The organism is Cedecea neteri, assembly GCF_000758305.1.
Taxonomy (GTDB): domain Bacteria; phylum Pseudomonadota; class Gammaproteobacteria; order Enterobacterales; family Enterobacteriaceae; genus Cedecea; species Cedecea neteri_C.
This window is the reverse complement of sequence record NZ_CP009458.1, coordinates 1423373-1449407: the sequence shown is the minus strand read 5'-3', so window position 1 is coordinate 1449407 and position 26035 is coordinate 1423373. Positions and strand designations below refer to the sequence as shown.

The window sequence follows — 26035 nt, the reverse complement described above, 5'->3', positions numbered from 1 at the left end:
GGATTACTCTTTCTCGATCAGCAGCGCTTCCAGCAGGTCGAGATCGTGCAGGAGTTTTTGCAGGGTCTCGTTGCTGATTTGCTGGGTGGCGCGCAGATGGTATAGCTCAGCGCGCTCGGAACGCAGTGCCGTCAGGCGGAAGCGGCGCTCAAGATTCTCTTCCAGCTCGCTGCTTTCAACGTCATTTCGCCCGTCTGCACGGCGACGTAAATTTCCGATAACCCGCGAACTCACCTCTTTCAACAGCTGGTCGTCGATATTCTCTTCGCTGTCCGCGGCCAGGCGCTCTTCCATTTTCTGGATAGCGACAATCGCCACTTCAGCCGTGGCGGACCGGGCCAGCCGCTCCTCTTTGCGCGACAGAGACTTATCCCCAACCTCAACGTTTCGCAGCAGAATCGGCAGCATGATGACCCCGGCAAACAGCGAGAACAGGATCACGCCTGCGGAGAGGAAAATCAGCTCATAGCGCGCCGGGAAAGGCGTGCCGTCGTTCAGCAACAGCGGAATGGAAAGCACACCGGCCAGGGTGATGGCCCCGCGCACGCCAGCGAAAGAAGCAATGCCCAGTTCGCGGGTGGTGAAGGAGCCAAATTCCAGAGGGCGCTTTTTCAAAAAGCGCAGGCTGAGGCGTTTCATCGACCACAGCCACAGGAAGCGCACCGCAATCAGGGCGAAATAAATCATCGCCACGTCGAGGAACAGCATCCACAGTTCCACGTTAGGATCGGCATTGGCCGCCGCAACAGAGGTTTCGAGAATACCCGGCAACTGCAGGCCCAACAGCAGGAAGACCATGCCGTTGAACACAAACTCCAGCATCGCCCAGACGCTGTTCGCGCGCAGGCGCATGGTCAGCGGGGCGCTACGCAACACGCCGGAACGGGTAATGGTCATCCCTGCGGCTACCGCCGCCAGAATGCCGGAAACCCCGATGTGTTCAGCAATCAGGTAAGAGGCGAACGGCAACAGAAGAAGCAGCAGGATTTGTGTGGCGGGTTCGTCCCCGCTCCAGCGGCTCATCAGGCGCAGCGATTTGCCGTACAGCCAGCTGACCGCAATCCCCGCCAGCAGGCCGCCCACGGCCACTTTGAAGAACTCAAGCGAAGCGCCGCCGACGCTAAAGGCCATCGCCCCAACGGCGACCGCCACCGCAAGCTTCAGGGACACCAGGCCGGAGGCATCGTTCATCAACGCTTCACCCTGCAATATCCCCATGATCTTCTTCGGGATCCGCCCTTCGCCAACTATCCCGGACAGCGCCACGGCATCCGTCGGTGACAGCACGGCGGCGAGCGCAAAAGCAGGCACCAGCGGAATACCAGGCACCAGGAAGTAAATCAGGAAGCCGATGCCGACCACGGTGACCAGCACCAGCACCAGCGCCAGGCCAATAATTTCCCGGCCATGATGGAGAAATTCGTGGGTGGGCGTTTTCCAACCGTCGGCAAACAGCAGCGGCGGAATGAACAGCACCAGGAACAGCTCAGGGTCGAATTCAACGTGTAAGCCAAAGTGCGGCCAGGCAAGCAGCGCCCCGATGGCAATTTGCATTAACGGCAGTGGGATCTGAAACGGCAACATACGTGTTACCACCCCAGAGAGGGAGACCACGAGGGTCATAATCAAGATTGTGAAGAAAATTTCCATGTTTTCCCTGAACGTGATGTGTGATTTGAAGCGTCACTCTTAGCGGTTGTTTTTATAATAAAACAACTTTTTGCATCACATTGGAACCGGAAATGCCCGAAGTGGGTGAAAGCGGCGGGTTACAGAGCGCAACCCGCACGAATTGAAAATCAGATAGCCCAGCCGCCAGCGTAGAACGCCACCAGCGCAACGGCAATCACCACGGTGCCGATGTTCAGCTTACGCCATTCGCCGGACACTACGCGGCCAATCACCAGAGAAGCAAAGCCGATCATGATGCCGGTCACGATGTTGCAGGTCAGCACGATGAATACCGCGGTAATCAGCCCGGCCATCGCATCCACGAAGTCCGCAAAGTCGATTTTGGCGACGTTGCTCAGCATCAGCAGGCCAACATACATCAGTGCAGGTGCCGTGGCATATGCCGGTACCAGGTAAGAGAGCGGCGACAGGAACAGGATCAGCAGGAACAGCACGCCAACGGTGATGGCTGTCAGGCCGGTTTTGCCGCCTGCTGCGGTGCCCGCTGCAGATTCGATGTAAACCGCTGCCGGGGCTGCGCCCACCAGACCGGAGAACACGCTGCTCAGGGAATCGGTGGTCAGCGCTTTGCCGCCGTCGATAATCTGGCCGTCTTTGTCCAGCAGGTTCGCCTGACCGGCTACCGCGCGGATAGTGCCAGTGGCGTCAAACACAGCAGTCATCACCAGCGCCAGCACGCTTGGCAGAATGATCGGGTTCAGTGCGCCCATGATATCCAGGCTGCCAATCAGCGAGTTGCCTTTGTCATCGCTCAGCGACGGCATGGCGAAAACGCCGGAGAAATGCACGTTCGGGTCGAAGATCAGGCCGACGATGGACACGCCGATAATGGTCAGCAGAATGCCGCCCGGCACCTTCAGTTTTTCCAGACCAATGATCACCGCCAGGCCAATCAGCGACATGATCACCGGGAAGCTGGCGAAATGCCCCAGCGCAACCGGCAGCCCGTCCAGCGGGTTTTTAATCACCAGGCCGACGCCGTTCGCGGCAATCAGCAGCAGGAACAGGCCGATACCAATCCCGGTGCCGTGCGCCACGCCCATCGGCAGATTGCGCAAAATCCAGCTACGAATGCCGGTGGCAGAGATAATGGTGAACAGAACGCCCATCAGGAATACCGCGCCAAGGGCGACCGGCACGCTGATGTGCTGGCCGAGCACCAGGCTAAAGGCGGTGAAAGCGGTCAGCGAGATAGCGCAGCCGATGGCCAGCGGCAGGTTCGCCCACAGGCCCATCACGATGGAGCCCACGCCCGCCACCAGGCAGGTAGCCACAAAGACCGCTGCCGGTGGGAACCCGGCTTTGCCGAGCATTCCTGGCACAACGATCACGGAGTAAACCATAGCAAGGAAGGTTGTCAGACCGGCGACAACTTCCTGACGCACGGTGCTGCCGCGTGCAGAGATTTTGAACCAGGCGTCGAGCGAACCGCCGGCGCGCGGAGAAGGTGTAGACATAGTGAAAAATCCCCTGAGATTTTTAGAATGACGTTTGCCCGGGTGGTGGACAACCCGCTGCCAGTTAAACGTTGTCTCCCTGCGCTACGATTGTGACAAAGGGGTGTCACAAAAAAGCAATCGTTTAACTCCACACGGACAAATCGGTGTTACAGAATTAAGGCAAACGATTATCCAGCCTTCATGGCGGGATTTTCAACTTAACTTTTGCGATTTTCGAGGAAAATATGCTCAGCTGATGAATTAATCGCCTTACGGTGCGCAAACGTTATCGTCAATGCGCAATTTCGCAACAAAAACGCAAAAAGTTGGGCTAATTTTCTCTCGCTTTGCTTCTGCGGCGATCACGCCCCTGGGATCTCAAAAGGGCCGCCTTGATTTAACGCTCGCAGCCAGGCGGGGCGCGTTTGCACGTTTTTCATCCACGCCTGGGTGTGCGGCATGTCGTTGACTTCCCCTCTCGCCAGCAGCGCGGCCACCGGGAAACTCATCTGAATATCTGCCGCGCTAAACTGCTGCCCGGCGAACCACGGGTGCTGGCTCAGGTGATCCTCGATAAAACGGGCATGGGTGCTGAGTTGCTTATTCAACCAGGCTTTCTGCACGCCCTGCCCCAGCGCCTTGCCCACCGGGCGCAGCGGCCAGGGCACAGGTGCTTTACCGAGGCTGCCAAACACCAGCTTCATTAACAGCAGCGGCATCAGCGACCCTTCGGCGTAATGCAGCCAAAAGCGATACTGGATTTTGTCGTTAATCTCCTGCGGCTTCAGGCGGTTTTCACTGTCGTAGGTTTCCTGCAGGTACTCAAGAATGGCACCTGATTCCGCCAGAATATGGCCGTTATCTTCCACCACCGGGGATTTACCCAGCGGATGGATTTTTTTTAGTGCTTCCGGGGCAAGCATGGTGGGTTCCCGCTGATAACGCACAATCTGATACGGCTGAGCCAGTTCTTCCAGCATCCAAAGTACACGCTGGGAACGGGAGTTATTGAGGTGATGCACCGTGAGCATGAGGTAACCCTCTGTTTAGCCAAATGGAATAACTATAGGAAAGCCGTACACGTATCACATGTCAAAAAAATGAACAAAAAAAGAACAATTGACCTTGCAAAGTGAAGGGGCAGACCTACACTTAAATTGTCGGTGCAGACCGGAACCTCCAAAGTCAGTGAAGTGTGTACGTAGGTATGTGTAAGCGTTATCGAGGGGTGCCGACGTCGGGGGAAACCCTCCTGTCAGAACGGGATAGAGCGAAAGACAAAGACCGGAAAAAAACTAAAGCGCCCTTGTGGCGCTTTAGTTTTATGTGGCAACGGATGATTCCTGTTGAGCAATGAGGTTACAGAGAACGTCATTAATAAACCTGGAAAATCAATTCGTTGATTTTCGGCTAATAACAACAAAGAGGGAAAAACCACGCTTTTTCCCTCTTTGTTAGCAGTCTTGAGCGCCCTTGTGGCGCTTTAGTTTTATGTGTGGAAGCTAACGCTAGTCCTCCAACAATCGTGCACCGGTACCCTGCTCGCCCAGCTTGTCTCCTGGGTTACGCAGCGGGCATTCCGCCCCCGATAAACAGCCACAGCCAATGCAGCCATTCAGTTCGTCACGCAATGCGGTCAACGTGGCAATGCGGTGGTTCAGCTCTTCGCGCCATTGCGACGACAGTTTCTTCCAGTCGTTTTTGTTGATCGAATGGCCGTCGGGCAACACGCCAAACGCATCTCCGACGGTGCTCAGCGGAATGCCAATGCGCTGCGCAATTTTTATTATCGCCACCGTTCGCAGCACATCGCGCTGATAACGCCGCTGATTACCTGCATTTCTCGTACTTTTGATCAGACCTTTGCTTTCGTAAAAGTGAAGCGCGGAGACGGCCACGCCGCTGCGCTTCGCCACTTCACCGGGCGTTAACAGCGTTTTTATTCGGGGTAATTTCTTTTCCATAATGCTCTTTACCTCAAGTTAACTTGAGGAATTATACTCCCTGGCAATGAAACTAGCTAACCCGGAAATGAGGACGACTCATGGCTCACCAGGACATCATTTATACGTTGACTGAATGGATTGATGAACATATTGACCAGCCGCTGAACATCGACGTGGTGGCGAAAAAATCAGGTTATTCAAAGTGGTATTTGCAGCGTATGTTCCGCACCGTCATGCACCAAACGCTGGGTGACTATATCCGCCAGCGCCGCCTGCTGATGGCTGCCACGGCGCTGCGCACCACCCAGCGCCCTATTTTTGATATCGCGATGGACTACGGGTATGTTTCGCAGCAAACCTTCTCCCGCGTGTTCCGCCGTGAGTTTGACCGTACGCCAACGGATTACCGCCATCAGGCCTAAGAAAACCAACAGGAGTTGGAGTGAGAAAGTTAAGTTTCGCCATTTTGGCCATCGGACTTGCCTCAATGGCCGCTCAGGCGGCAACCATTTATACCGCGTTCCCGGACAGCGTTAACCCGAAGCAGAAATACGTTTTTTATACGCACGGGAAAGTGTTAGAGGGAAATGTTGATCGGCCGAGTAATCCAAATAAGCCGCACTGGGGCGTTTACGATTTCCCGGCGGTGAAAGAGAAACTCAGCGATGATGGCTACAACCTGATTGCTTATCACAGAGCCAAAGATACTCAGCCAGATCAATATGCCGAAAAGCTAAAGCAAGACGTGAACACGCTGATTGCAAAAGGCGTCCCGGCTAAGAATATTACGCTTGTCGGTTTCTCACGCGGCGGCGAAATTACCATTCTGGCGGCAAGCAAACTGCAGAATAAGGCACTCAACGTTGCCATTCTGGCGGGATGTACACATTCCATTCAGGATGACGCCCGCAATCGCCTGTACGGGAACGTGCTCTCCATTTATGAAGCCTCGGATGAAGTGGGTTCCTGCCAGACGATTGTGAACCACAGTCCGGGGATTACTCATTATAAAGAGATAAAAATTGCTACCGGCCAGCAGCACGGGGCATTTTTCCGCCCTAACCCGGAATGGGTCGTTCCTTTAAAGCAGTGGATCGCGAGCCACTGAAGCCTTGCGAACGGGGATCCCGCCTGGCGTATAGAGCCAGGCGATAAACTCTTGCGGAGGCAGCGCCTTCGCAAAATACCAGCCCTGGCAATACTCCACGCCGTGATCCACCAGCCACGCCACCTGTGCTTCGGTTTCAACTCCTTCGGCAATCGTCGTTAAATTCAGGCTGTGGGCAATTTCAATGATGTGTTCCACCAGCAAATGGCTGGCCCGCTCGCTGGCGAGGGAATCAATAAAGCTTTTGTCGATTTTTAAAATATCGACGTTCAGATACTGCAGGTTGTGCAGATTCGAATACCCGGTGCCAAAGTCATCGATGGCAACTTTAAAGCCTGCGTTGCGGAACTCCTGGATAAACGGCCTGGTTTTTTCAACGTCAATAAACCCTCGCTCGGTCACTTCGATTTTTATCTGCCCCGGACGAATGTTGTAGGTTTTAATCCGTTCTGAAAGTACGGTGATTAAGCGTGAAGAGTGAAAGTCAGATGCCGAAAGATTAATCGAAATATAAAGCCCAGGATGGTCGGCAAGAAACTCACCAAAATCTTTAAATACGGCATCAACTACATAGTCCGATATTTTGTGAATCAGGCCTTCAGATTCTGCCAGCGGAATAAACGTTCCTGGGCTGATGGTTTGCCCGTTAAAATTCACCCACCGCAGCAGTGCTTCCGCACCTACGCAATAACCGTTCTGAATATCAATAATCGGCTGGTAGTGAAGTTTGAGTTGTTTTCTGGTCAACGCTCTCAAAAGCATCCGCCGCGGGGAATTTAACTGCTGGCGGGTTCTGGACCACATAATTAATATCAGCAGGCTGCAAATAACGCCTAACGGAAGCGTCAACGTCAGCTGGTGATACCATTGGCGGTTAAACAGGGTTTCTGACGTGGAAACAATCACCGCAATCGGTCTTTTAGCCGACTGGTCAACAGCATAAAAACGATTGTCTTCGGTAAACGCTTTCTCTTTACGCAGAATGAAATGGTGTAGCAGGTCGCTGTCGGCCCCCGGACTTAAAGAGAAAAAGCTGCGGGTAACGGTGTCGTAGACGCCATAAATCAGCGAGTCATCTTCGGATAAAACTTCTGACCAGGTGAGCGGATTAATCACCGCCATATAATGCCCACGCTGCATGTAGGTCATTTTATGCCCGGCATAAAACGGCGTATCCAGATAATAATAAATGGCGACGTCCGGTTTACGGGTATAAGAAGGGAGCGGCGCTGGCAGAGGTTTTAACGGCTTGTAGCTGGTCGAACACAGCAGCTTATCGCCGCTGACGTAAATTAAATCGGCGACAAAAAGTTTACCGCGCACAATATCCAGCATATTTGCCATGTGTCGGGGACTGCATATTTCTCCAGAAAAACGTTCCGCCTCGCTGCGCGCTTCATTGACGTGGCTGATGACGATTTCCGTTTTTTCCATCACCAGTTTGCCAAAAGAGTGCAGGTGCTGCTGGGTATCACTCATGGCGCGAACATGGGCAAAATAAATTGCCAACATTATCGGCAGGCAAACGATCAGGACAAAACCTGAGGTACGCAACGCCTTAAGATAAATCCGTTTCACCATGATGCTCACACGTCTCTGCTTTTATGCGCCTGTTTTTATACTTTATTAGAACAACCTGATGACCGCCGATTACGTTGCATCATAAAGCCCGCTTTAGCAATAGCCTTCAGCCGTTAACTCTGCGGAAATTAATTTGCGCAACAATGAGATAAGAGAAACCGGAATGCCGTTTAGCTTAAGATTTAACCCACCGCGTTAATATGAGTTTTTCTGGGGTTAAGGCAGCAGGGAATGATTATTTAAACGAAATTGTGGTAAACGTCAGATAAACAAAATGTTCACGCCATCCACGTCCCGGTTTCCCTAAAAAACCCCGCCAACCCGGCCTCAAATCCGTGCAAAAAACCATCACAATACTGGTGATTAAACGCACAAAAGTGATAGACTTCACATTATCAGTGCAACAGAAAAATAAATTGCAGATTTTGAGGAACAAGGTTCATGGCAACAATCACCACCGGCGTGATGCTCATACGCTGGCCGCTGCTTAGCGCGGTTTTGATGTTTTTGGCAAGCAGCCTGAATATTCAGTTTCGCCGCTCGGATTACCGGGCTTTAGCCATAATCAGCAGCGGGCTGGGAATTGCGGCATCCTGCTGGTTTGCCATGGGTTTATTGGGTCTGACGCTCGGCGACTTCCCGATTATCTGGGCGTCGTTTAAAACGGGGCTGGTCGAGATCATCGCCAGAATGCCGCCCGAATGGCCGACGATGATGCCTTAACAGGCTGAGAAGCATTCAAAAAAACCGCCTTCATCGGCGGTTTTTACTTTCAGACGACAAAACCGTAATCGCGCAGTATTTGCCGCGCAGCATCCGAGACCAGGAAAGCCCGCAGCGGCTCTGCCCGTTCGTCGCACACCGCCAGCCCATAATCGGCCTGAATATTGTAGGGCGCCGGGATCTCGAACACCCGCAGTTCACGGTGAGCTTTCAGTGCTGCGGAATAGCTTCGGTAGCCAATCATCAGATCGGCCTGGCCGCTGGCAATAAGCCACTGCGCCGCAAGCCTGCCGTCGGGCACGGCCTGCGTGTCTGGCCCGCCAACCAGAGCTAAGGCTCGCGGCTGCAGGGCGATGCCAAATTCAGCTTCAAATCTGGCAAAGAACTGCCAGGTATAATCCCCGGACGGATCGCTGCCCGGCGTGGAGGTGCCAATGCGTAAGGCTGGATTGCTCAATAGCGTTAGCCAGGTACTTTGCTCCTCAACGCAGTACGCCGCCGCCGTCAGGCAAAGGGCATTCCCGGCAAACCGCTGAACCGCCCGCACTTTGCCCTGCTCCAGCAGCATGTGCGGATGCGCCATGTTTGCCGACGCAAACAGCGAACAGTTTTCACCGGCTTCTATACGCGCCCTTAGCAGACCCGCAGGCCCAAACTGCGTTTCTGTCAGCAGGCCAGTTTCCTGCTCAAACTGGGCCATAAGCGGTTGCCAGACCCGCCTCAGGCTTCCGGCCGCCAGGATCTGTAAGGTCATTACTCTACGCCTTCATAGTGGGTGCGATAAAAACGCTGATACCAGCTGTCGGCCACTTTCTTCATGTCGATGTCTTTGAATCTGGCGGGATACAATTTTTTCGCCATCCACAGCTCGCCAATCGCCATCGCTTCCGGCATCGGGTAGCCCCAGGCTTTGGCGTATTCCGGCATCAGCCAGACCTGATGGTTTTTCACCGCGCCGATCGGCTGCCATTCAGGTTTGCTGACGATCTCATCCACCACTTTGGGGTAACGATCCTGCACGAAGATCACCTGCGGATCCCAGGCGATCACCTGCTCCATCGATACCTGCTTGAAGCCTTTCACGGTCGACGCCGCCACGTTCAGCGCGCCCGCATGGGCCATCATCAGGCCGGTATATTTTCCGGAACCGTAGGTGGTCAGGTCAGGGTTGGCCATATAAGCCCGCACCCGCTGGCTTGCCGGAATGTCTTTCAGGCGATCGCTGACCAGCTTGCGCTCGGCAAAAGTGGCGTCGATCAGCGCTTTGGCCTGCTTCTCTTTATTGACGACTTCGCCAATCAGTTCGATGCCTTCTTTCAGGCCGAGATTGTAGGCTTGCTCTTCGTCCTGCATCGACGGGTTCAGCTTGCCCTGCTCGCCCGATGCGTCGTGGCGCAGCGAGATCGCGATAACCGGGATGCCAAGTCTGCTAATGCTGTCGATCATCTCCTGCGGCGCATAGTTGGTGACGAACACCACCTGAGGGTGCAGCGCCACCAGCTTTTCGGTGTCCACGCTGGTTAAATCGCCCAGTTGAGCTTTGTGCTCAAGCTCCGGCGCCAGGCGCGCGTAGCCGCTGCCAAGCTGCTGCTTCCAGTTCGCCAGAATGCCGACCACTTTGTCGGTGGCGTTCATTTGCACCAGCAGGTTGAGCGTTTGATGCTGAAGTACCACGACACGATCAACCTCGTCGGGGATCGTGACCTGGCGGCCAAGCTGGTCGGTGAGCGTGCGGTTCGCCAGCGCGGCGAGCGGGGAAAGTACTAATAGTGCGCCCAGCGTCAGGCGGCGGGTAAATAGGTTCACGGCGGGAGTCCTTATGATCGTTGTGTATAAAAATATACAGCGATGACTCCCCCGCGCCCAGCGATTTTAAGGGGTAGATCTTACTCCGGGAGCAAACTCGCCTTGCCCCCACCAAACGACCAGTCCTCAGCATTATTATGTCGAATGACGACCATAACGTCGTTGGGATGAATGCCCGGTGACTCGGCAAGTTGCTCGGTAATGACCCGGTAAAAACGTTGCTTCGTCTCAATACTCCGCGGCTTACCGGCCGTTATTTCAATCAGAAGCCAGTCATCGCTGCGGGGTCCCGCCATATAGTGACGATCAAACCGCAGCGCCGATTTATCTTGCTCGCTAAAAACCTGAAACAAATCCGTCTCCGGCACCTCAAATGCCTCCACCAGCGCCCGCTGTATGCTGGATGAAACCGCCGCCAGCCAGGCCTCCGTTTTTCCTTTTAATAAGGTGACATGAAGTACCGGCATTTATTGCTCCTCCTGATTACATTCGACGATCAGCTTATCCAGCACCTTTAGCGCACTGTGGGCGGCAGGCCAGCCCGCATAAAAAGCCAGATGGGTAATCAGCTCGCTTAACTCCTCATCGCTGACGCCATTTTGGCGCGCTAAATCGAGATGAATCGGTAGCTGTTCAAGTCTGTACAGCGCCAGCAGCGCCGCCACGGTGATCAGGCTGCGATCGCGTTTATTCAGTTCCGGTCTTTCCCAGATATCCAGGAATAACAAGTCGTTGCTCATACTGGCGAGCTTTGGCGCCCGGCTCAAAACCCGCTGAATGTCGTGTGATGTTTCGCCCATGAAGCCTCCTGGCTGTTGTTGACAACCTGAGCATACTCATTGAGTATCATTCTAAAAATCAGATATTTTTTAACCAACAATCCTGATTTTCAGGACAATAATCATGACGAATTTAGATCTCGACGTTCTCCGCACTTTTGTTACCGGCATGGCACTCGGCAGCTTTGCCCGGGCAGCTGACCGGCTGGGGCGATCAACCTCAGCGGTCAGCGCCCAGTTGAAGAAACTGGAAGAGCAGGTCGGAACGCCGGTCGTCAAAAAATCAGGCCGGGGCCTGGCGCTGACGCCGACGGGCGAAATTGTGTTGAGTTATGCGAAACGCCTGCTGGAGCTGAATGATGCCGCAATGGCTGCGGTGGCCGACACGCCGCTGAGTGGGCTCTTACGGGTAGGGTTTCAGGAGGATTTTGGTGAAGGCCTGTTAACCGACGTTCTTGGGTCATTTTGTCGCGCCCACCCCGCCGTCATTCTTGAAGCACGTATAGCACGAAACGCAGAGCTGGAATCCGCCCTCAATCATTCCCAGCTGGATTTGGCCTTACTCTGGCAAACGCCATCGGATTTCGTGGAGAATGAGATAGGCAAAATCCCGCTGCACTGGATGGGCATCCCCGAGCAGGTAGAGACATGCCTCGCCAATGGGCAGCCGCTGCCTTTAGTGGTTTTTGATGCCCCCTGCATTTTACGCCGTCACGCCATTGAGGCCCTGGATTGTGCAGGGATCCCCTGGCGGATAGCCTTTACCAGCAGCAGTCTGAACGGCCTGTGGGCAGCGGCACGAGCCGGATTAGGCGTGACGCCAAGAACGCAGGTAGGAAAACCTGCCGATCTCCCGGTGATCCAGACGCTTCCCGCTCTCCCTTCATTAGGCATTTGTCTGCCACGAGCGTCATCTGAACCTAACCCGATTCGGGATTACCTGGCAGACATTATTGAAAAACAGGTGGGCGTTTTTTGCCGCGGAAGCTGAACCAGCGCCAGGTTTGCGGGTAAAAAATGCAACCCCTGTTGCCAATCAATGTCCCAGGGTAATTTTTTGTTGTTAATTATTTCTAACCCCCAGAATCTGGTCTGTCCAGACCGTTTTAATACGCAAATTTAGGCCTTTCAGGGGGCTTTTTTTCCTGCCATTGCCAATAGTTGAGAGATCGGATGTCTGGATACCCGGCAAAAGAGTCTTCAATCCATTGATTTTAAATTAAAAAAATCGGAAAAAATAAATGATTGAGTGGGGGGGTAAAAAGCCATATATTGGCGGCGTTTTATGCACCCTAACCCATACCTATACTCTGGATAATTCGAGTTTCAACTTGAAGCATGACGAGTATTGTTTACTTAATTCAGCCGCTGCGCTCATGCCGACGGTTGTAGGAGAGATATGATGACGGATAAAGTCCGTATTGATACTTTAGATGCAAAATCTGCAAACGCTACCAACGAAACCTATTTGGCACGACAGGCTGAATTCGAATCGAATGTCAGAAGTTACCCGCGCAAATTACCGTTCGCTATAGCCAAAGCCCAGGGCGCCTGGATCATCGACGTTGAAGGTAACCGTTACCTTGACTGTCTGGCCGGTGCGGGCACGTTGGCGCTTGGCCACAACCACCCTGACATCCTGCAAAGCATCCAAAACGTCATTACCAGCGGCTTGCCGTTACATACTTTGGATCTGACTACGCCGTTAAAAGACGAGTTCTCAGAATACCTGCTCTCTTTACTGCCGAGCCAGGGTAAAGAGTACTGCCTGCAGTTCTGCGGCCCATCCGGCGCGGACGCAGTAGAAGCCGCTATCAAGCTGGCTAAGAAACACACCGGCCGCAGCGGCGTAATCAGCTTCTCCGGCGGCTACCACGGGATGACCCACGGCGCGCTGTCCGTGACCGGCAACCTGTCTCCGAAAGCGGCCATCAACGGCCTGATGCCGGAAGTACAGTTCCTGCCATACCCGCACGAATACCGCTGCCCGCTGGGCATTGGCGGCGACGCGGGCGTGAAAGCGCTGACCTATTACTTCGACAACCTGATCAACGACGTTGAAAGCGGCGTGCGCAAACCTGCGGCCGTGATCCTCGAAGCCGTTCAGGGCGAAGGCGGCGTGAACCCGGCTCCTGCCGAGTGGCTGCAGCGCATCCGCAAAGTGACCAAAGAGCATGGCATCGTGCTGATCATCGATGAAGTTCAGGCTGGCTTTGCCCGTACCGGCAAACTGTTCGCCTACGAACACGCTGGCATTGAGCCAGACATCATCGTGATGTCCAAAGCCGTTGGCGGCGGTCTGCCGCTGGCCGTACTGGGCCTGAGAAAAGAGATCGATGCCTGGGAACCAGGTCACCACACCGGCACCTTCCGCGGCAACCAGCTGGCGATGGCGACCGGCCTGACCACCCTGAAGTACCTGAAAGACAACAAAGTCGCTGACAAAGTTGCCGCTCAGGGCGAATGGCTGAAAGGCAAACTGTACGATCTGCAGAAACGCTACCCGGCTATCGGCCACGTTCGCGGCCTGGGCCTGATGCTCGGCATTGAGATCGTGAAGCCAGAAGAAGCACAGGATCACATGGGTTGCTACCCGGCCGACGGCGCGCTGTCTGCCCTGATCCAGAAAAAATGCTTCGAAGCGGGCCTGATTCTGGAGCGCGGTGGCCGTAACGGCTGTGTGCTGCGCCTGCTGCCGTCCCTGCTGATCAGCGACGACGAGCTGGAAATCTTCCTGAGTAAATTTGAAAAAGCCTTGTTAGCCGCTGGCGCAAAAGCTGTCTGACTGGAGTAATAAATATGTCCCGATCTAACCCGATTCTGGCCTCCTCTGCCCAGAGCATTGAGGAATACCAGCAGGCGATCGCCCAGACCAGCCAGGCCGTAGTGGAATGGCTGCAGCAGCCCCAGATGTACCAGGGCAAAACCGTCGCCGAGCTGAAAGAACGTATTCAGCTCGACTTCAATCCACAGGGCCTGGGCAACCAGGTCGCGATTGAACGCGCGATTGAGTATTTCTTAAAAGACAGCCTGCTGGTGCATCACCCGCAGTGCGTGGCGCACCTGCACTGCCCAAGCCTGGTGGTTAGCCAGGCCGCAGAAGTGCTGATCAACGCCACCAACCAGAGCATGGACTCCTGGGACCAAAGCCCGTCGGCGACCATCATTGAGATGAAGCTGATCGAATGGCTGCGCGCTCAGGTCGGTTACCAGCCTGGCGATGCGGGCGTGTTCACCAGCGGCGGGACTCAGAGCAACCTGATGGGCCTGATGCTGGCGCGTGACGCTTACTTTGCGCGTCAGGGCCACTCTGTCCAGCAGGACGGCCTGACCGGTGATATCCGCAAAATCAGAGTGCTGTGCTCTGAAAATGCCCACTTCTCCGTGCAGAAAAACATGGCGCTGATGGGCATGGGCTATCAGTCAGTCACGCTGGTGAAAACCGATGAGTTTGCCCGCATGGACGTTACCGACCTGGCGGCTAAAATCGCCCAGGCGAAAGCGAACGGCGAGCAGATCATGGCTATCGTCGCCACTGCCGGTACGACCGATGCAGGCGCTATCGACCCGCTGAGCGACATCGCGAAGCTGGCCGCAGAGCACCAGATTTGGGTCCACGTTGATGCAGCCTGGGGCGGCGCGCTGCTGCTCTCCGAGAAGTATCGCGACTACCTGAACGGCCTGGAGCTGGTGGATTCCGTTACCCTGGACTTCCACAAGCAGTTCTTCCAGACCATCAGCTGCGGCGCGTTCCTGCTGAAAGATGCTCGCCACTACGAGCTGATGCGCTACCAGGCGGCCTACCTGAACTCCGAGTTCGACGAAGAGCAAGGCGTACCGAACCTGGTGTCCAAGTCGCTGCAGACCACCCGCCGCTTTGACGCTCTGAAGCTGTGGATGGGCCTGGAAGCGCTGGGCCAGAAGCAGTACGCTGAAATCATCGATCACGGCGTGACCATGGCGAAGAATGTGGCGGCCTATGTGGCTGACCACGCTGCTCTGGAGCTGGTGATGCAGCCTCAGCTGGCAAGCGTGCTGTTCCGCTTCCGTCCTGCAAGCCTGGCTGGCCGCAGCGATGCGGAAATCGCGCTGCTGAACCAGAAAATCGGCGATGCGCTGCTGGAATCTGGCCGCGCGAACGTTGGCGTGACAGAGCATAACGGCGTGACCTGCCTGAAGCTGACCCTGCTGAACCCAACCGTCACCCTGGAGGATGTCAAAGTCCTGCTGGCGCTGGTGGAGAAAACTGCAGAGCCGCTGCTGAACGCGTAATGTTAGCGTAATGAATAAAAGCCGGTTGCGATCCTTCGCCACCGGCTTTTTTATTGCTTTGAGTTCTCCAGCCTGAGCTGTCGACGAATAAATTTCGCCACTTCTTCAACCAGCTCTTTGTCTTCAGGCGCCCCCATAAATCCACCGTGCGGCATCGCCTCAAAGACGTGCAGCTCGGCTTCGACGTTCGCCTTTCTCAACGCCCGATGCAGCCTCACCGCATTCGACAGGAATAAATCCCGCGTACCGCTTTGAATCAATGTTGCCGGGAAACCACGGGTAAAATCGCCAAACAGCGGCGAAAGGTAAGGATGCGTTAACTCAGCGCCTGCGGCATAAAGCAGGTTGTTTTCCCTCAACGACCCCGGTAGCACCACGTCCACAAGCTGGTTCACCTGGAAACTGTCGCCGGACTCGGTCAGGTCTGCCTCCGGGGACAACAGCACTAACGCGCCCGGCAACGGCAACCCTTCATCGCGCGCCCGCAGCACCATCGCAGCGGCCAGATTACCGCCCGCCGAACGCCCGGCAATCACGATATTTTCCGGGGCATAGCGCTCCAGCAGGTAACGGTATGTGGCCAGGCAATCATCCAGCGCGGCCGGATAAGGATGCTCAGGCGGCATTCGGTAATCGATGCTGTAGCAACGGAGTCCATACTGCCCAGCCTGGGTGCTGGCACTGGCCTTGCAGGCTTCGCCACCGCCAAAGGTAAACGCCCCGCCGTGGAGATCCACCAGAACGTGATGTTCCGAAGCCAGCGCGTCTGGAGTGGCAATATGCACCGTAGCCTGCTCAATGTGCAGCGTTTGTGGTTCCGACTCGCCGCTCGCTGGCCGGGGCTTCATCGCTGCCGCATACCAGGCCGCCGAAGTGGCTTGAATCTGCTTCCAGGCTTCGCCATCGGTGTGGGATGGCATCGCAAAGCGCGCATTGTGAGGCACGCCATGCTCATCAACCTGGCGACGCAGAGCGGCCTGCGCCTCATCGCTGATGGAATCAGGGAACGGGATAATGTGCCCGGGGCGCAGAACGCCATCAATTTTGTCTGTCATTGCCTGACCTGTGTTGAGAGTCTGTCGCCAGCTTTCGCTGGATGCCGAGTAGCGCGCGCCGCCTGATCCAGCCGCTGGCCGGGCGAATGAGCATCCAATAGAGCGCGAACAGGGCTTTCACGCGCTGCGTTGGGCAATAGACGAAGGTTTCGGTGCGTAATACCGCCGTGCCATCATTCTCTGGCCGGACATCAAAGCGCAGAACCAGTTTAGCCGCGCGTAAATCAGCAAAACGCTGGAAAGCTCCGGCATCTTTCAGAGACTCGACGTCAAGCAACGGCCGCCAGAAACGCCCGGCCAAACCGAAAGAGACTTCGTGGCTGCTTTGATGAAGCAGAGTGAAAGAGCCAAACCCGAATGAGTCGGCCGGTTCAGCGCTTTCTGACTTAAACAAGGCCCGGCGCAGGCGGCGAGGAAGTTGCCGTAAACGGAGTAGCCGGCGGATCACCGGATCGTCTTCCATATTCAGCGCCAGGACGGCCTGAATAATGGCTTCAGGCGTACCCTCAATGGGCGGGGAGAGATGCTTTTCATAAAAGCTAAACGAAGGCAGCCAGGACGTGGCATCGGCCCAACTCTGAGACTCTCGCTCACTCACAAAACCTAAAAATGCCACGGTATCTTCCTTATCCGAGGGCCGCCCGCCCGGCAGATGTCATCCCGCCTTCATAGAAAAAAACCCTGCGGGGCAGGGTTTTGTTTGTTCGTCACGTACAGGTTTATACCCTGATGGGATCAGAACGGGATATCGTCGTCGAAATCCATTGGCGGTTCGTTAGATGGCGCTGGTGCGCTCTGCTGCTGCGGGCGAGACTGCGCGCCGCCGCTGAACTGGTTGCCACCCTGAGGCTGCTGAGGCTGACCCCAACCGCCCTGCTGCTGGCCGCCGTTGCCGCCAGCCGGTGCGCCGCCGCCCTGACGGCCGCCGAGCATCTGCATGGTGCCGCCCACGTTAACCACGACTTCGGTAGTGTATTTTTCTACGCCAGCCTGGTCAGTCCATTTACGGGTTTGCAGTGCGCCTTCGATGTAAACCTGAGAGCCTTTACGCAGGTATTCACCGGCAACTTCGGCCAGTTTTCCGAACAGCACAACGCGGTGCCACTCGGTTTTTTCTTTGGTTTCGCCGGTTTGCTTATCACGCCAGGACTCTGACGTGGCCAGTGTAATGTTGGCGACAGCGCCCCCATTTGGCATATAGCGTACTTCCGGGTCCTGACCCAGATTCCCAACGAGAATCACCTTGTTTACGCCTCTGCTGGCCATGTTCGTGTCTCCTGAAACGTTTTTAAATAGTCTAAACCGGGGATTCTACACTATGCCACCCACAATGTTTATAGCTGCGAGGGACATTCCAGAATGTCGGCTAAGTATAGCTCGTTTCATTAAAACACTGGATATTCATTCAGGTTTTATTGTGTCATAATTAGCCGTTTCTGGCCGTCGGTTGTACCTCTATACATACCAGGCGCATGCAGTCATTATTCCGGGAAAGGTGAATGGATAAGATCGAAGTTCGGGGCGCCCGCACCCACAATCTCAAAAATATCAACCTCGTCATCCCGCGCGACAAACTGATTGTTGTCACCGGGCTTTCGGGTTCAGGCAAATCCTCGCTGGCATTCGACACCCTGTACGCAGAAGGGCAGCGCCGCTACGTTGAGTCCCTTTCGGCCTACGCGCGTCAGTTCCTGTCGCTGATGGAGAAGCCGGATGTCGACCATATCGAAGGGTTGTCCCCTGCGATTTCTATTGAACAGAAATCCACATCCCATAACCCGCGTTCCACCGTCGGAACCATTACGGAAATCCATGACTACCTGCGTCTGCTTTACGCCCGCGTAGGCGAACCGCGCTGCCCGGATCACGACATCCCGCTCGCGGCACAAACCGTCAGCCAGATGGTGGATAACGTGCTCGCGCAGCCGGAGGGCAAGCGCCTGATGCTGCTCGCGCCGATCATTAAAGACCGTAAAGGCGAGCACGCCAAAACGCTGGAAAACCTGGCCAGCCAGGGCTATATCCGCGCACGTATCGACGGCGAAGTCTGTGACCTGTCCGATCCGCCAAAATTAGAGCTACAGAAGAAGCACACTATTGAAGTGGTCGTCGACCGCTTTAAAGTGCGTGAAGACATCGCCCAGCGCCTGGCCGAGTCGTTTGAAACCGCGCTGGAGCTGTCCGGCGGGTCTGCGGTTGTCGCCGACATGGACGATGAAAAAGCGGAAGAGCTGCTGTTTTCCGCCAACTTCGCCTGCCCGGTTTGCGGCTACAGCATGCGCGAACTGGAACCGCGCCTGTTCTCCTTTAACAACCCGGCCGGTGCCTGCCCGACCTGCGACGGCCTGGGCGTACAGCAATATTTCGATCCCGATCGCGTGGTACAAAACGGCGAGCTGTCGCTGGCCGGCGGCGCCATCCGCGGCTGGGATCGCCGTAATTTCTACTACTTCACCATGCTGCGCTCGTTGGCCGATCACTATAAGTTCGACGTGGAAGCCCCTTGGAATGAGCTGACCGACGCGGTGAAGAAAGTCGTCCTGCACGGCTCGGGCAAAGAAACTATCGAATTCAAGTACATGAACGACCGCGGGGACACCTCCGTACGCCGCCATCCGTTCGAAGGCGTGCTGCACAACATGGAGCGCCGCTACAAAGAAACCGAATCTTCCGCCGTGCGCGAAGAGCTGGCGAAATTCATCAGCAACCGGCCTTGCACCAGCTGTGAAGGTACGCGTCTGCGCCGTGAAGCGCGCCATGTGTTTGTAGAAAACACCGCGCTGCCAACAATTTCTGACATGAGCATCGGCCATGCGATGGAATTCTTCCAGAACATGAAGCTCAGCGGCCAGCGTGCGCAAATTGCGGAAAAAGTACTGAAAGAGATCGGCGATCGCCTGAAGTTCCTGGTGAACGTCGGCCTGAATTACCTTTCCCTCTCCCGCTCGGCAGAAACGCTGTCCGGCGGTGAAGCCCAGCGTATTCGTCTGGCAAGCCAGATTGGCGCCGGGCTGGTTGGCGTAATGTACGTGCTGGATGAGCCGTCCATCGGCCTGCATCAGCGCGATAACGAGCGCCTGCTGGAAACACTGATTCACCTGCGCAACCTCGGCAACACGGTGATTGTGGTTGAGCACGACGAAGACGCTATTCGCGCCGCCGACCATATTATCGACATTGGTCCAGGCGCGGGCGTGCACGGCGGCCAGGTGGTTGCAGAAGGCACCATGAAAGACATTATCGCGGTGCCGGAGTCCCTGACTGGGCAGTTCCTGAGCGGCAAACGCGAAATTGCGGTGCCGAAACAGCGCGTAGCCGCCGATCCGTCAAAAGTGCTCAAGCTCTCCGGCGCGAAGGGGAACAACCTGAAGGACGTCACGCTGACGCTGCCGGTGGGGCTGTTTACCTGTATTACCGGGGTGTCCGGCTCCGGCAAGTCGACGCTGATTAACGACACGCTGTTCCCGATTGCCCAGCGCCAGCTGAACGGGGCGACGATAGTCGAACCGGCACCGTACCGCGAAGTTCAGGGCCTGGAGCATTTCGATAAGGTCATCGACATCGACCAAAGCCCGATTGGCCGTACGCCACGCTCTAACCCGGCAACCTACACCGGGGTGTTCACCCCCGTGCGCGAGCTGTTTGCTGGCGTACCGGAAGCACGTTCGCGCGGTTATACGCCGGGGCGCTTTAGCTTCAACGTTCGCGGCGGGCGCTGCGAAGCCTGCCAGGGCGACGGTGTAATCAAAGTCGAAATGCACTTCCTGCCGGATATCTACGTGCCGTGCGACCAGTGCAAAGGCAAACGCTATAACCGTGAAACGCTGGAGATTAAGTACAAAGGTAAAAGCATTCACGAAGTGCTGGATATGACCATTGAAGATGCCCGCGAATTCTTCGATGCCGTTCCGGCGCTGGCGCGTAAGCTGCAAACACTGATCGACGTAGGTCTGTCCTATATTCGGCTAGGCCAGTCGGCAACCACGCTGTCAGGCGGTGAAGCACAGCGCGTTAAGCTGGCGCGTGAGCTGTCCAAACGCGGTACCGGCCAGACGCTGTATATCCTCGATGAGCCGACCACCGGCCTGCACTTTGCAGATATCCAGCAGCTGCTGGAAGTGCTGCATCAGCTCAGGGATCAGGGCAATACCATTGTGGTGATTGAACACAACCTCGACGTGATTAAAACCGCAGACTGGATTGTGGACTTAGGGCCGGAAGGCGGCAGCGGCGGCGGCGAGATTCTGGTCTCCGGCACGCCGGAAACCGTCGCCACCTGCGAAGCCTCTCATACCGCGCGTTTCCTCAAGCCACTGCTGAAATAGTCAAACCGACAATTGCTGCCTGACCTGCTCAGGCAGCAATGTCACCGCCTGCTGATACGAAGCATCCACCAGATAGTAAATTTGCGAACCGGGCAGCGATCCGTCCAGGTAAAGCGTGCTCCAGTGCGCCTTATTCAAATGGGCGCTGGGGAAGACGTCCTGATGCTGCTGGCGCAGAAGCTCTGCCAGATCGGGCGTGGCTTTGAGGGAGACAGCCGGACGCTGGTTCTCCGCATGCACCATGGCAAATAGCACATCGCCGACTTTGATTTGCGTGGCCTTCCAGTCGCTGTGCACGCTCTGCTCTGCGCCGGGTTTTTTCATGCAGTATTCTAAAAGATCCGAATGGGTCATCTTCATTTCCTCGTCCTGAACGTTTACCGGAAGCATTCGCGGCAGCATTAAGTGTGCGCCAAAAGCGCATAACAGACGAGGGAATTGATTAAAAAAACGGCAACCAACTTACGTTAGCTGCCGCTTTTCTGACCGGGATCAGTACTCGGAGTTGACGATAACTTCTTCGCCAAACGAGCCTGCTTTCGGCAGCGGCTGGTAGCTCGAGTTTGAAGCTCGCAGAATACGGATCCCGCGCGCGCCGACGTCCTGGGCTGCGGTGATGTCGTTGTCTGAGTCGCCGTAGAAGATTTTGATTTTCTTCTCTTTCAACCACTGCGTTTTGGTGTTCTGGCCTTCTTTATCGCCGGCAAAGATCACCGGATTGACGCTCGGCTCCGGGATCAGGAAATCACTTTGCAGGGTTTTGGTGACGGTTTCAGTTTTGGTCTGGCTGCGCCCGGTGACAAAGTACACGCTGTCGCCGCGCTTGAGGTGCATGGTGATCAGGCTTTTTGCCACCTCTTTCGGCATGCTGAAGTCATCCCAGCCGTTGTTCATCTTTTCCCAGAATGCCGGGTTTTTCAGGTAGTCCTGCTTGCCTGGAGAAAACTCTTTTTGCCCGCGATAAAAGCCCGGGCTGGAAAACAGCACGGTATCGTCGATATCAAACCCAACGGCGATAGGCGCCCGGCCAAGCAGACTGTTTTCAATTTGTGCCACGGAAACCCAGTGGATTGGCACCTGCTGCGCCAGCTGTGCCACGGTGACGCCAGGATTCAGCGGAGCGGGTGCGGATTCGGTTGCCAAAGCGGCATGATTGAAGCCTGCCAGCAGGCAGACGGCACTGAGTGCCAGAGCGATCTTACGCATTGTTTTCCCTTTAATTTTCTGTTTTTAATCGTTGTTAAAATGAGCAGCCTTGCCATACAGCCTTCCGACCATACCTGCCGGGGACCGATCGACAAAGATTTTTTTCAGTTTTATGTCAGAGAAAACAGGCAGGGTCACAGAACAGAGGCGGAATTTCCTCTCCCAAACGGGAGAGGAAAAAGGAAACATGCGGCAACTAAATTAAGTTAGCAAGCACTTACATTACTGCGGCGAACGCCTGCGCCACGCGCTGGACGTTGCTGTGGTTAAGCCCGGCAACACAGATACGACCGCTGGCAAGCAGGTAAATACCAAACTCATCACGCAGGCGGTCGGCCTGAGCCGCACTTAACCCGGTGTAACTAAACATGCCGCGCTGCTTCACCAGGTAGTCAAAGTTACGCCCCGACACGGCTTTGGTCAGCACTTCCACCAACACCTGGCGCATTTCCAGAATACGCACGCGCATGGTTTCCACTTCGGCAATCCAGCTCGCTTTCAGCTTCTCGTCATTCAGGACGGTCGCCACAACCTGTGCCCCAAAGTTCGGCGGGCTGGAGTAGTTGCGGCGCACGGTAGCTTTGAGCTGGCCCAGTACGCGCCCTGCAGCATCGCTGTCTTCGCAAACCACGGAAAGCCCACCTACGCGCTCACCGTACAGGGAGAAGATTTTAGAGAAAGAGTTGCTGACCAGCATCGGCTGCCCGGAGGAGGCTATGGCGCGGATGGCATAGGCATCCTGTTCCATCCCTGCACCAAAGCCCTGATAGGCGATGTCGAGGAACGGGATCAGATTGCGTGCTTTAAGAATTTCCGTGACGGCATCCCACTGGCCGTCAGTGAGGTCGGAGCCGGTTGGGTTGTGACAGCAAGGGTGCAGCAGCACGACGCTAAGTTCAGGCAGCGTATTCAGTTTTTCCAGCAGCGCCTCAAAGCGCACGCCGTTGGTTTCGCTGTCGAACCACGGGTAAGTATTCACGGTGAAACCCGCGCCTTCAAAGATGGCGACATGGTTTTCCCAGGTAGGATCGCTGACCCACACCTGTGAATCAGGGAAATAGGTTTTCAGGAAATCAGCGCCGATTTTTAAGGCACCGGAACCCCCGAGCGTTTGCACGGTAGCAATGCGGCCTTCCAGCAACGCTGGATGATTGGCGCCAAACAGCAGCGGCGCAATAGCGCTGCGGTAGCCGTTCAGGCCTTCCATTGGTAAGTAGAGAGAGGCGCCGTGAGGCTGTGCGTTCAGGCGAGCTTCTGCTTCTGCCACGGCCTGTAACTGCGGGATCACCCCGTCTTCATTGTAATAGAGGCCAATGCTGAGGTTAACCTTGTCGCTGCGCGGATCGACTTTAAAGCGTTCCATGAGGGAAAGGATCGGGTCGCCAGCATAGGCGTCAACTTTTTGAAACACGGTGAGGTTCTCCTGGTTTACAGTTCGCGGATTTCCACTGTAAACCAGGCGAGGACACTCAGTCCAGATACTTCATTGTGACCCTTGAAGTCAGGCGAGTGATAAGTTCGTAAGCACTTACATTCGAATATTCGGCGATGCGTTCGACTGGCAAACCTTCGCCCCACAGCACCGCGCCATCGCCCGGTTTATCGGCGGCGTTCGGCCCTAAATCGACACAGATCATGTCCATGGCAACGCGTCCCACGATAGGCACTTCGCGGCCATTAACCAATACCGGCGTGCCGGACGGCGCGCTGCGCGGGTAACCATCGCCGTAGCCCATGGCCACCACGCCAAGGCAGGTGTCACGCTCGGCAGTCCAGGTTCCGCCGTAGCCGACCGGTTCCCCGGCTTTATGGTCACGAACCGCGATCAGGCTTGAGGTTAAAGACATCACCGGCTGGAAGCCAAAGTCTTCGCCCCACGGCTTTTGTTCCAGCGGCGAAACGCCGTACAGGATAATACCGGGGCGAACCCAGTCCATATGCGAGTCGGGCCACAACAGAATGCCGCCCGAGGCAGCGATAGAACGCTGCCCCGGCTTGCCTGCAGTGAAAGAATTGAATATGTCGAGCTGACGCGGAGTGGCATCGGACTCCGGCTCATCAGCACGGGCAAAGTGGCTCACCACGTTCACCGGCTGGCTAACGTTTTTGCAGGCGGCCAGACGCTGATAGAAGGCTTCTGCTTCTTCCGGGCGTACGCCGAGACGATGCATCCCGGTGTCGAGCTTCATCCAGACGGTAATGGGCTGGCTGAGATCGGCCTGCTCCAGCGCTTCCAGCTGTTGAATGCTGTGGATTGCCGTCTGGAAGTTCTGGGCGGCAATCACCGGCAAGTCTTCAGCATTGAAAAACCCTTCCAGCAGCAGAACGGGTTTAGTGATGCCGCCCTCTCGCAGGCGCAGGGCTTCTTCGAGCCGGGCCACGCCGAAAGCATCGGCGTTTTCTAAGGTGCGGGCGGTCTCCAGCAGACCATGCCCATAGGCGTTTGCTTTCACGACTGCCACCAGACGACTGTTCGGAGCCAGTTCGCGCAGGCGTTGCAGGTTGTGTCGCAGAGCGCGGCGGTTAATGACGACGGTTGCCGCTTGCATGTTCGTTCCTTGCTTAAAAAGTAATAAAAACCTATCCCCTGAATCTTTCGAGCCCCGGCAAAGTGGCTTGAAGGATGACGAGGATTTTTATTCTTCGTCGTACTGCGGCCCGGCGTAGTTATCGAAGCGCGACCACTGGCCGTTAAAGGTCAGGCGCACAGTACCGATGGGGCCGTTACGCTGCTTACCGATGATGATTTCCGCGATACCTTTCAGGTCGCTGTTTTCGTGGTAAACCTCGTCGCGGTAGATAAACATGATCAAGTCGGCATCCTGCTCGATGGAGCCGGACTCACGCAGGTCGGAGTTGACCGGGCGCTTGTCGGCACGCTGTTCCAGGGAGCGGTTAAGCTGCGACAGCGCCACCACCGGCACCTGAAGTTCTTTTGCCAGCGCCTTGAGCGAGCGGGAAATCTCGGCGATTTCCAGCGTACGGTTGTCGGACAGCGACGGCACGCGCATCAGCTGCAGGTAGTCGATCATGATCATGCTCAGGCCTTCATGCTCACGGTAGATACGGCGAGCACGGGAGCGCACTTCGGTTGGCGTCAGGCCGGAAGAGTCATCGATGTACATGTTGCGCTTCTCGAGCAGAATGCCCATGGTGCTCGAGATTCGCGCCCAGTCCTCGTCATCCAGCTGGCCGGTACGGATTCGGGTCTGGTCCACGCGCGACAGCGACGCCAGCATACGCATCATGATCTGCTCGCCGGGCATCTCGAGGCTGAAGATCAGCACCGGTTTGTCCTGCAGCATGGCGGCGTTTTCGCAGAGGTTCATCGCAAAGGTGGTTTTCCCCATCGACGGACGGGCTGCCACGATAATCAGGTCAGAGCGCTGGAGACCCGCGGTTTTCTTGTTCAGATCCTGGTAGCCGGTATCCACACCCGTGACGCCGTCGTGCGGCGTCTGATACAAGGACTCGATACGCGACACGGTGGCTTCCAGAATCTGGTCGATGCTTTTCGGGCCTTCGTCTTTATTGGCGCGGTTTTCGGCAATCTGGAAAACGCGTGATTCTGCCAGATCCAGCAGGTCTTCACTGGTACGCCCCTGCGGATCATAGCCGGCATCGGCAATTTCATTGGCGACCGCAATCATTTCGCGCACAACAGCACGTTCGCGCACGATATCGGCATAGGCGCTGATGTTTGCCGCACTTGGCGTGTTTTTAGAAAGTTCAGCGAGATAAGCAAAACCGCCGACGCTCTCGAGCTGGCCCTGGAGCTCCAGGGATTCGGAAAGCGTAATCAGGTCGATGGGTTTGCTCATTTCGAGCAGGCGCTGCATTTCGGTGAAGATCATGCGGTGCGGACGGCTGAAGAAGTCGTTGGCGACCACGCGCTCGGCGACGTTGTCCCAGCGTTCGTTATCCAGCATTAAACCGCCCAACACCGACTGCTCCGCCTCAAGCGAGTGCGGCGGCATTTTCAGCCCTTCTACCTGACGGTCGCGGGGTTCGTTCGGTTTGTTGAAGGGTTTATTTCCTGCCATAGTGAGGGAGCTACCAAATTCATAGTGAGAGACCGGGAAGTATAACCATTCTTGTCACTC

At 55.7% G+C, this 26035-nt stretch carries 24 protein-coding genes; 7 read left to right on the top strand and 17 right to left on the bottom strand.

Features of this window, described 5'->3' with window-relative positions; translation table 11 throughout:
* Positions 1-3 precede the first annotated feature (3 nt).
* The 4 genes from LH23_RS06755 to soxR all read right to left on the bottom strand — a co-directional run bounded on the left by LH23_RS06755 (position 4) and on the right by soxR (position 5095).
* Entirely contained in the window at positions 4-1650 is a 1647-nt protein-coding gene (locus LH23_RS06755; protein WP_039289377.1) for a Na+/H+ antiporter, read from the bottom strand.
* 149 nt (positions 1651-1799) lie between these two features.
* The gene (gene ghxP, locus LH23_RS06750) at positions 1800-3149 is read right to left on the bottom strand and encodes a guanine/hypoxanthine transporter GhxP (RefSeq protein WP_039289375.1); all 1350 of its coding nucleotides are present in this window, start codon (positions 3147-3149) and stop codon (positions 1800-1802) included.
* 344 nt (positions 3150-3493) lie between these two features.
* Positions 3494-4162 (bottom strand): glutathione S-transferase family protein, encoded by a 669-nt coding sequence (locus tag LH23_RS06745; RefSeq protein WP_039289373.1) that lies wholly within the window; start codon positions 4160-4162, stop codon positions 3494-3496.
* Between the two features lie 477 nt (positions 4163-4639).
* Complete coding sequence (soxR, locus tag LH23_RS06740; RefSeq protein WP_039289371.1) at positions 4640-5095, bottom strand: redox-sensitive transcriptional activator SoxR; 456 nt, start codon at positions 5093-5095, stop codon at positions 4640-4642.
* An 80-nt stretch (positions 5096-5175) separates the two neighbouring features.
* Here soxR and soxS point away from each other — a divergent pair, with 80 nt between their 5' ends.
* Entirely contained in the window at positions 5176-5499 is a 324-nt protein-coding gene (soxS, locus tag LH23_RS06735) for a superoxide response transcriptional regulator SoxS (RefSeq protein ID WP_038476622.1), read from the top strand.
* A gap of 20 nt (positions 5500-5519) precedes the next feature.
* Positions 5520-6185, top strand: a complete 666-nt coding sequence (locus LH23_RS06730) for an alpha/beta hydrolase (protein WP_039289370.1) — start codon at positions 5520-5522, stop codon at positions 6183-6185.
* On the opposite strand, the gene LH23_RS06725 is transcribed toward LH23_RS06730, so the two are convergent.
* Entirely contained in the window at positions 6159-7766 is a 1608-nt protein-coding gene (locus tag LH23_RS06725) for an EAL domain-containing protein (RefSeq protein ID WP_039289368.1), read from the bottom strand. The genes LH23_RS06730 and LH23_RS06725 overlap by 27 nt on opposite strands.
* Before the next feature lie 441 nt (positions 7767-8207).
* Here LH23_RS06725 and LH23_RS06720 point away from each other — a divergent pair, with 441 nt between their 5' ends.
* A complete protein-coding gene (locus tag LH23_RS06720) occupies positions 8208-8489 on the top strand; it encodes a YjcB family protein (RefSeq protein WP_008455794.1) in 282 nt (93 codons plus the stop codon).
* 49 nt (positions 8490-8538) lie between these two features.
* Here LH23_RS06720 and modA read toward each other — a convergent pair whose 3' ends face one another.
* The 4 genes from modA to LH23_RS06700 form a co-directional block, all read right to left on the bottom strand.
* Positions 8539-9243 carry a molybdate ABC transporter substrate-binding protein gene (gene modA, locus LH23_RS06715; protein WP_039289367.1) on the bottom strand — a complete coding sequence of 235 codons (705 nt, stop codon included), beginning with the start codon at positions 9241-9243 and terminating at the stop codon, positions 8539-8541.
* Entirely contained in the window at positions 9243-10295 is a 1053-nt protein-coding gene (locus LH23_RS06710; RefSeq protein ID WP_039289365.1) for an ABC transporter substrate-binding protein, read from the bottom strand. The genes modA and LH23_RS06710 overlap by 1 nt, the downstream gene beginning before the upstream one ends.
* Before the next feature lie 80 nt (positions 10296-10375).
* Positions 10376-10762 carry a tautomerase family protein gene (locus LH23_RS06705; protein ID WP_039289364.1) on the bottom strand — a complete coding sequence of 129 codons (387 nt, stop codon included), beginning with the start codon at positions 10760-10762 and terminating at the stop codon, positions 10376-10378.
* The gene (locus LH23_RS06700; RefSeq protein ID WP_052050138.1) at positions 10763-11095 is read right to left on the bottom strand and encodes a carboxymuconolactone decarboxylase family protein; all 333 of its coding nucleotides are present in this window, start codon (positions 11093-11095) and stop codon (positions 10763-10765) included.
* A gap of 103 nt (positions 11096-11198) precedes the next feature.
* Between LH23_RS06700 and LH23_RS06695 the strand changes: the two genes are divergently transcribed.
* From LH23_RS06695 to LH23_RS06685, 3 genes are all read left to right on the top strand, one after another.
* A complete protein-coding gene (locus LH23_RS06695; RefSeq protein ID WP_039289362.1) occupies positions 11199-12065 on the top strand; it encodes a LysR substrate-binding domain-containing protein in 867 nt (288 codons plus the stop codon).
* Positions 12066-12473: 408 nt separating this feature from the next.
* Positions 12474-13859 (top strand): diaminobutyrate--2-oxoglutarate transaminase, encoded by a 1386-nt coding sequence (locus LH23_RS06690; protein WP_008455804.1) that lies wholly within the window; start codon positions 12474-12476, stop codon positions 13857-13859.
* Between the two features lie 14 nt (positions 13860-13873).
* Entirely contained in the window at positions 13874-15346 is a 1473-nt protein-coding gene (locus tag LH23_RS06685; RefSeq protein WP_039289360.1) for a pyridoxal phosphate-dependent decarboxylase family protein, read from the top strand.
* Positions 15347-15396: 50 nt separating this feature from the next.
* Here LH23_RS06685 and LH23_RS06680 read toward each other — a convergent pair whose 3' ends face one another.
* The 3 genes from LH23_RS06680 to ssb1 all read right to left on the bottom strand — a co-directional run bounded on the left by LH23_RS06680 (position 15397) and on the right by ssb1 (position 17667).
* On the bottom strand, positions 15397-16401 hold the full coding sequence (locus LH23_RS06680; protein WP_039289358.1) for an alpha/beta hydrolase: 1005 nt from the start codon (positions 16399-16401) through the stop codon (positions 15397-15399).
* Complete coding sequence (locus LH23_RS06675) at positions 16385-17017, bottom strand: hypothetical protein (RefSeq protein WP_039289355.1); 633 nt, start codon at positions 17015-17017, stop codon at positions 16385-16387. The genes LH23_RS06680 and LH23_RS06675 overlap by 17 nt, the downstream gene beginning before the upstream one ends.
* A 119-nt stretch (positions 17018-17136) precedes the next feature.
* The gene (ssb1, locus tag LH23_RS06670; RefSeq protein WP_008455813.1) at positions 17137-17667 is read right to left on the bottom strand and encodes a single-stranded DNA-binding protein SSB1; all 531 of its coding nucleotides are present in this window, start codon (positions 17665-17667) and stop codon (positions 17137-17139) included.
* Positions 17668-17900: 233 nt separating this feature from the next.
* Here ssb1 and uvrA point away from each other — a divergent pair, with 233 nt between their 5' ends.
* The gene (uvrA, locus tag LH23_RS06665) at positions 17901-20726 is read left to right on the top strand and encodes an excinuclease ABC subunit UvrA (protein ID WP_039289353.1); all 2826 of its coding nucleotides are present in this window, start codon (positions 17901-17903) and stop codon (positions 20724-20726) included.
* Here the strand turns inward: uvrA and LH23_RS06660 are convergent, their stop codons facing one another.
* The 5 genes from LH23_RS06660 to dnaB form a co-directional block, all read right to left on the bottom strand.
* Entirely contained in the window at positions 20727-21080 is a 354-nt protein-coding gene (locus LH23_RS06660; RefSeq protein ID WP_039289351.1) for an MmcQ/YjbR family DNA-binding protein, read from the bottom strand. It lies immediately after the preceding gene.
* Positions 21081-21218: 138 nt separating this feature from the next.
* Positions 21219-21932, bottom strand: a complete 714-nt coding sequence (gene aphA / locus LH23_RS06655) for an acid phosphatase AphA (protein WP_039289349.1) — start codon at positions 21930-21932, stop codon at positions 21219-21221.
* A gap of 217 nt (positions 21933-22149) precedes the next feature.
* Positions 22150-23343, bottom strand: coding sequence for an amino acid aminotransferase (locus LH23_RS06650; protein ID WP_039289346.1), 1194 nt, complete (start codon positions 23341-23343; stop codon positions 22150-22152).
* A 58-nt stretch (positions 23344-23401) separates the two neighbouring features.
* Positions 23402-24481: an alanine racemase gene (gene alr / locus LH23_RS06645; protein ID WP_039289345.1), complete on the bottom strand. Its 1080-nt coding sequence runs from the start codon at positions 24479-24481 to the stop codon at positions 23402-23404.
* 87 nt (positions 24482-24568) lie between these two features.
* Positions 24569-25975, bottom strand: coding sequence for a replicative DNA helicase (gene dnaB / locus LH23_RS06640; protein WP_039289342.1), 1407 nt, complete (start codon positions 25973-25975; stop codon positions 24569-24571).
* Between the last annotated feature and the right edge of the window lie 60 nt (positions 25976-26035).

What these genes read in the sequence shown, in the direction of transcription:
- LH23_RS06755 (WP_039289377.1), bottom strand. Translation starts at nt 1,650, where the DNA reads ATGGAAATTTTCTTCACAATCTTGATTATGACCCTCGTGGTCTCCCTC.
- ghxP (WP_039289375.1), bottom strand. Translation starts at nt 3,149, where the DNA reads ATGTCTACACCTTCTCCGCGCGCCGGCGGTTCGCTCGACGCCTGGTTC.
- LH23_RS06745 (WP_039289373.1), bottom strand. Translation starts at nt 4,162, where the DNA reads ATGCTCACGGTGCATCACCTCAATAACTCCCGTTCCCAGCGTGTACTT.
- soxR (WP_039289371.1), bottom strand. Translation starts at nt 5,095, where the DNA reads ATGGAAAAGAAATTACCCCGAATAAAAACGCTGTTAACGCCCGGTGAA.
- soxS (WP_038476622.1), top strand. Translation starts at nt 5,176, where the DNA reads ATGGCTCACCAGGACATCATTTATACGTTGACTGAATGGATTGATGAA.
- LH23_RS06725 (WP_039289368.1), bottom strand. Translation starts at nt 7,766, where the DNA reads ATGGTGAAACGGATTTATCTTAAGGCGTTGCGTACCTCAGGTTTTGTC.
- LH23_RS06720 (WP_008455794.1), top strand. Translation starts at nt 8,208, where the DNA reads ATGGCAACAATCACCACCGGCGTGATGCTCATACGCTGGCCGCTGCTT.
- modA (WP_039289367.1), bottom strand. Translation starts at nt 9,243, where the DNA reads ATGACCTTACAGATCCTGGCGGCCGGAAGCCTGAGGCGGGTCTGGCAA.
- LH23_RS06705 (WP_039289364.1), bottom strand. Translation starts at nt 10,762, where the DNA reads ATGCCGGTACTTCATGTCACCTTATTAAAAGGAAAAACGGAGGCCTGG.
- LH23_RS06700 (WP_052050138.1), bottom strand. Translation starts at nt 11,095, where the DNA reads ATGGGCGAAACATCACACGACATTCAGCGGGTTTTGAGCCGGGCGCCA.
- LH23_RS06695 (WP_039289362.1), top strand. Translation starts at nt 11,199, where the DNA reads ATGACGAATTTAGATCTCGACGTTCTCCGCACTTTTGTTACCGGCATG.
- LH23_RS06690 (WP_008455804.1), top strand. Translation starts at nt 12,474, where the DNA reads ATGATGACGGATAAAGTCCGTATTGATACTTTAGATGCAAAATCTGCA.
- LH23_RS06685 (WP_039289360.1), top strand. Translation starts at nt 13,874, where the DNA reads ATGTCCCGATCTAACCCGATTCTGGCCTCCTCTGCCCAGAGCATTGAG.
- LH23_RS06680 (WP_039289358.1), bottom strand. Translation starts at nt 16,401, where the DNA reads ATGACAGACAAAATTGATGGCGTTCTGCGCCCCGGGCACATTATCCCG.
- ssb1 (WP_008455813.1), bottom strand. Translation starts at nt 17,667, where the DNA reads ATGGCCAGCAGAGGCGTAAACAAGGTGATTCTCGTTGGGAATCTGGGT.
- uvrA (WP_039289353.1), top strand. Translation starts at nt 17,901, where the DNA reads ATGGATAAGATCGAAGTTCGGGGCGCCCGCACCCACAATCTCAAAAAT.
- LH23_RS06660 (WP_039289351.1), bottom strand. Translation starts at nt 21,080, where the DNA reads ATGACCCATTCGGATCTTTTAGAATACTGCATGAAAAAACCCGGCGCA.
- aphA (WP_039289349.1), bottom strand. Translation starts at nt 21,932, where the DNA reads ATGCGTAAGATCGCTCTGGCACTCAGTGCCGTCTGCCTGCTGGCAGGC.
- alr (WP_039289345.1), bottom strand. Translation starts at nt 24,481, where the DNA reads ATGCAAGCGGCAACCGTCGTCATTAACCGCCGCGCTCTGCGACACAAC.
- dnaB (WP_039289342.1), bottom strand. Translation starts at nt 25,975, where the DNA reads ATGGCAGGAAATAAACCCTTCAACAAACCGAACGAACCCCGCGACCGT.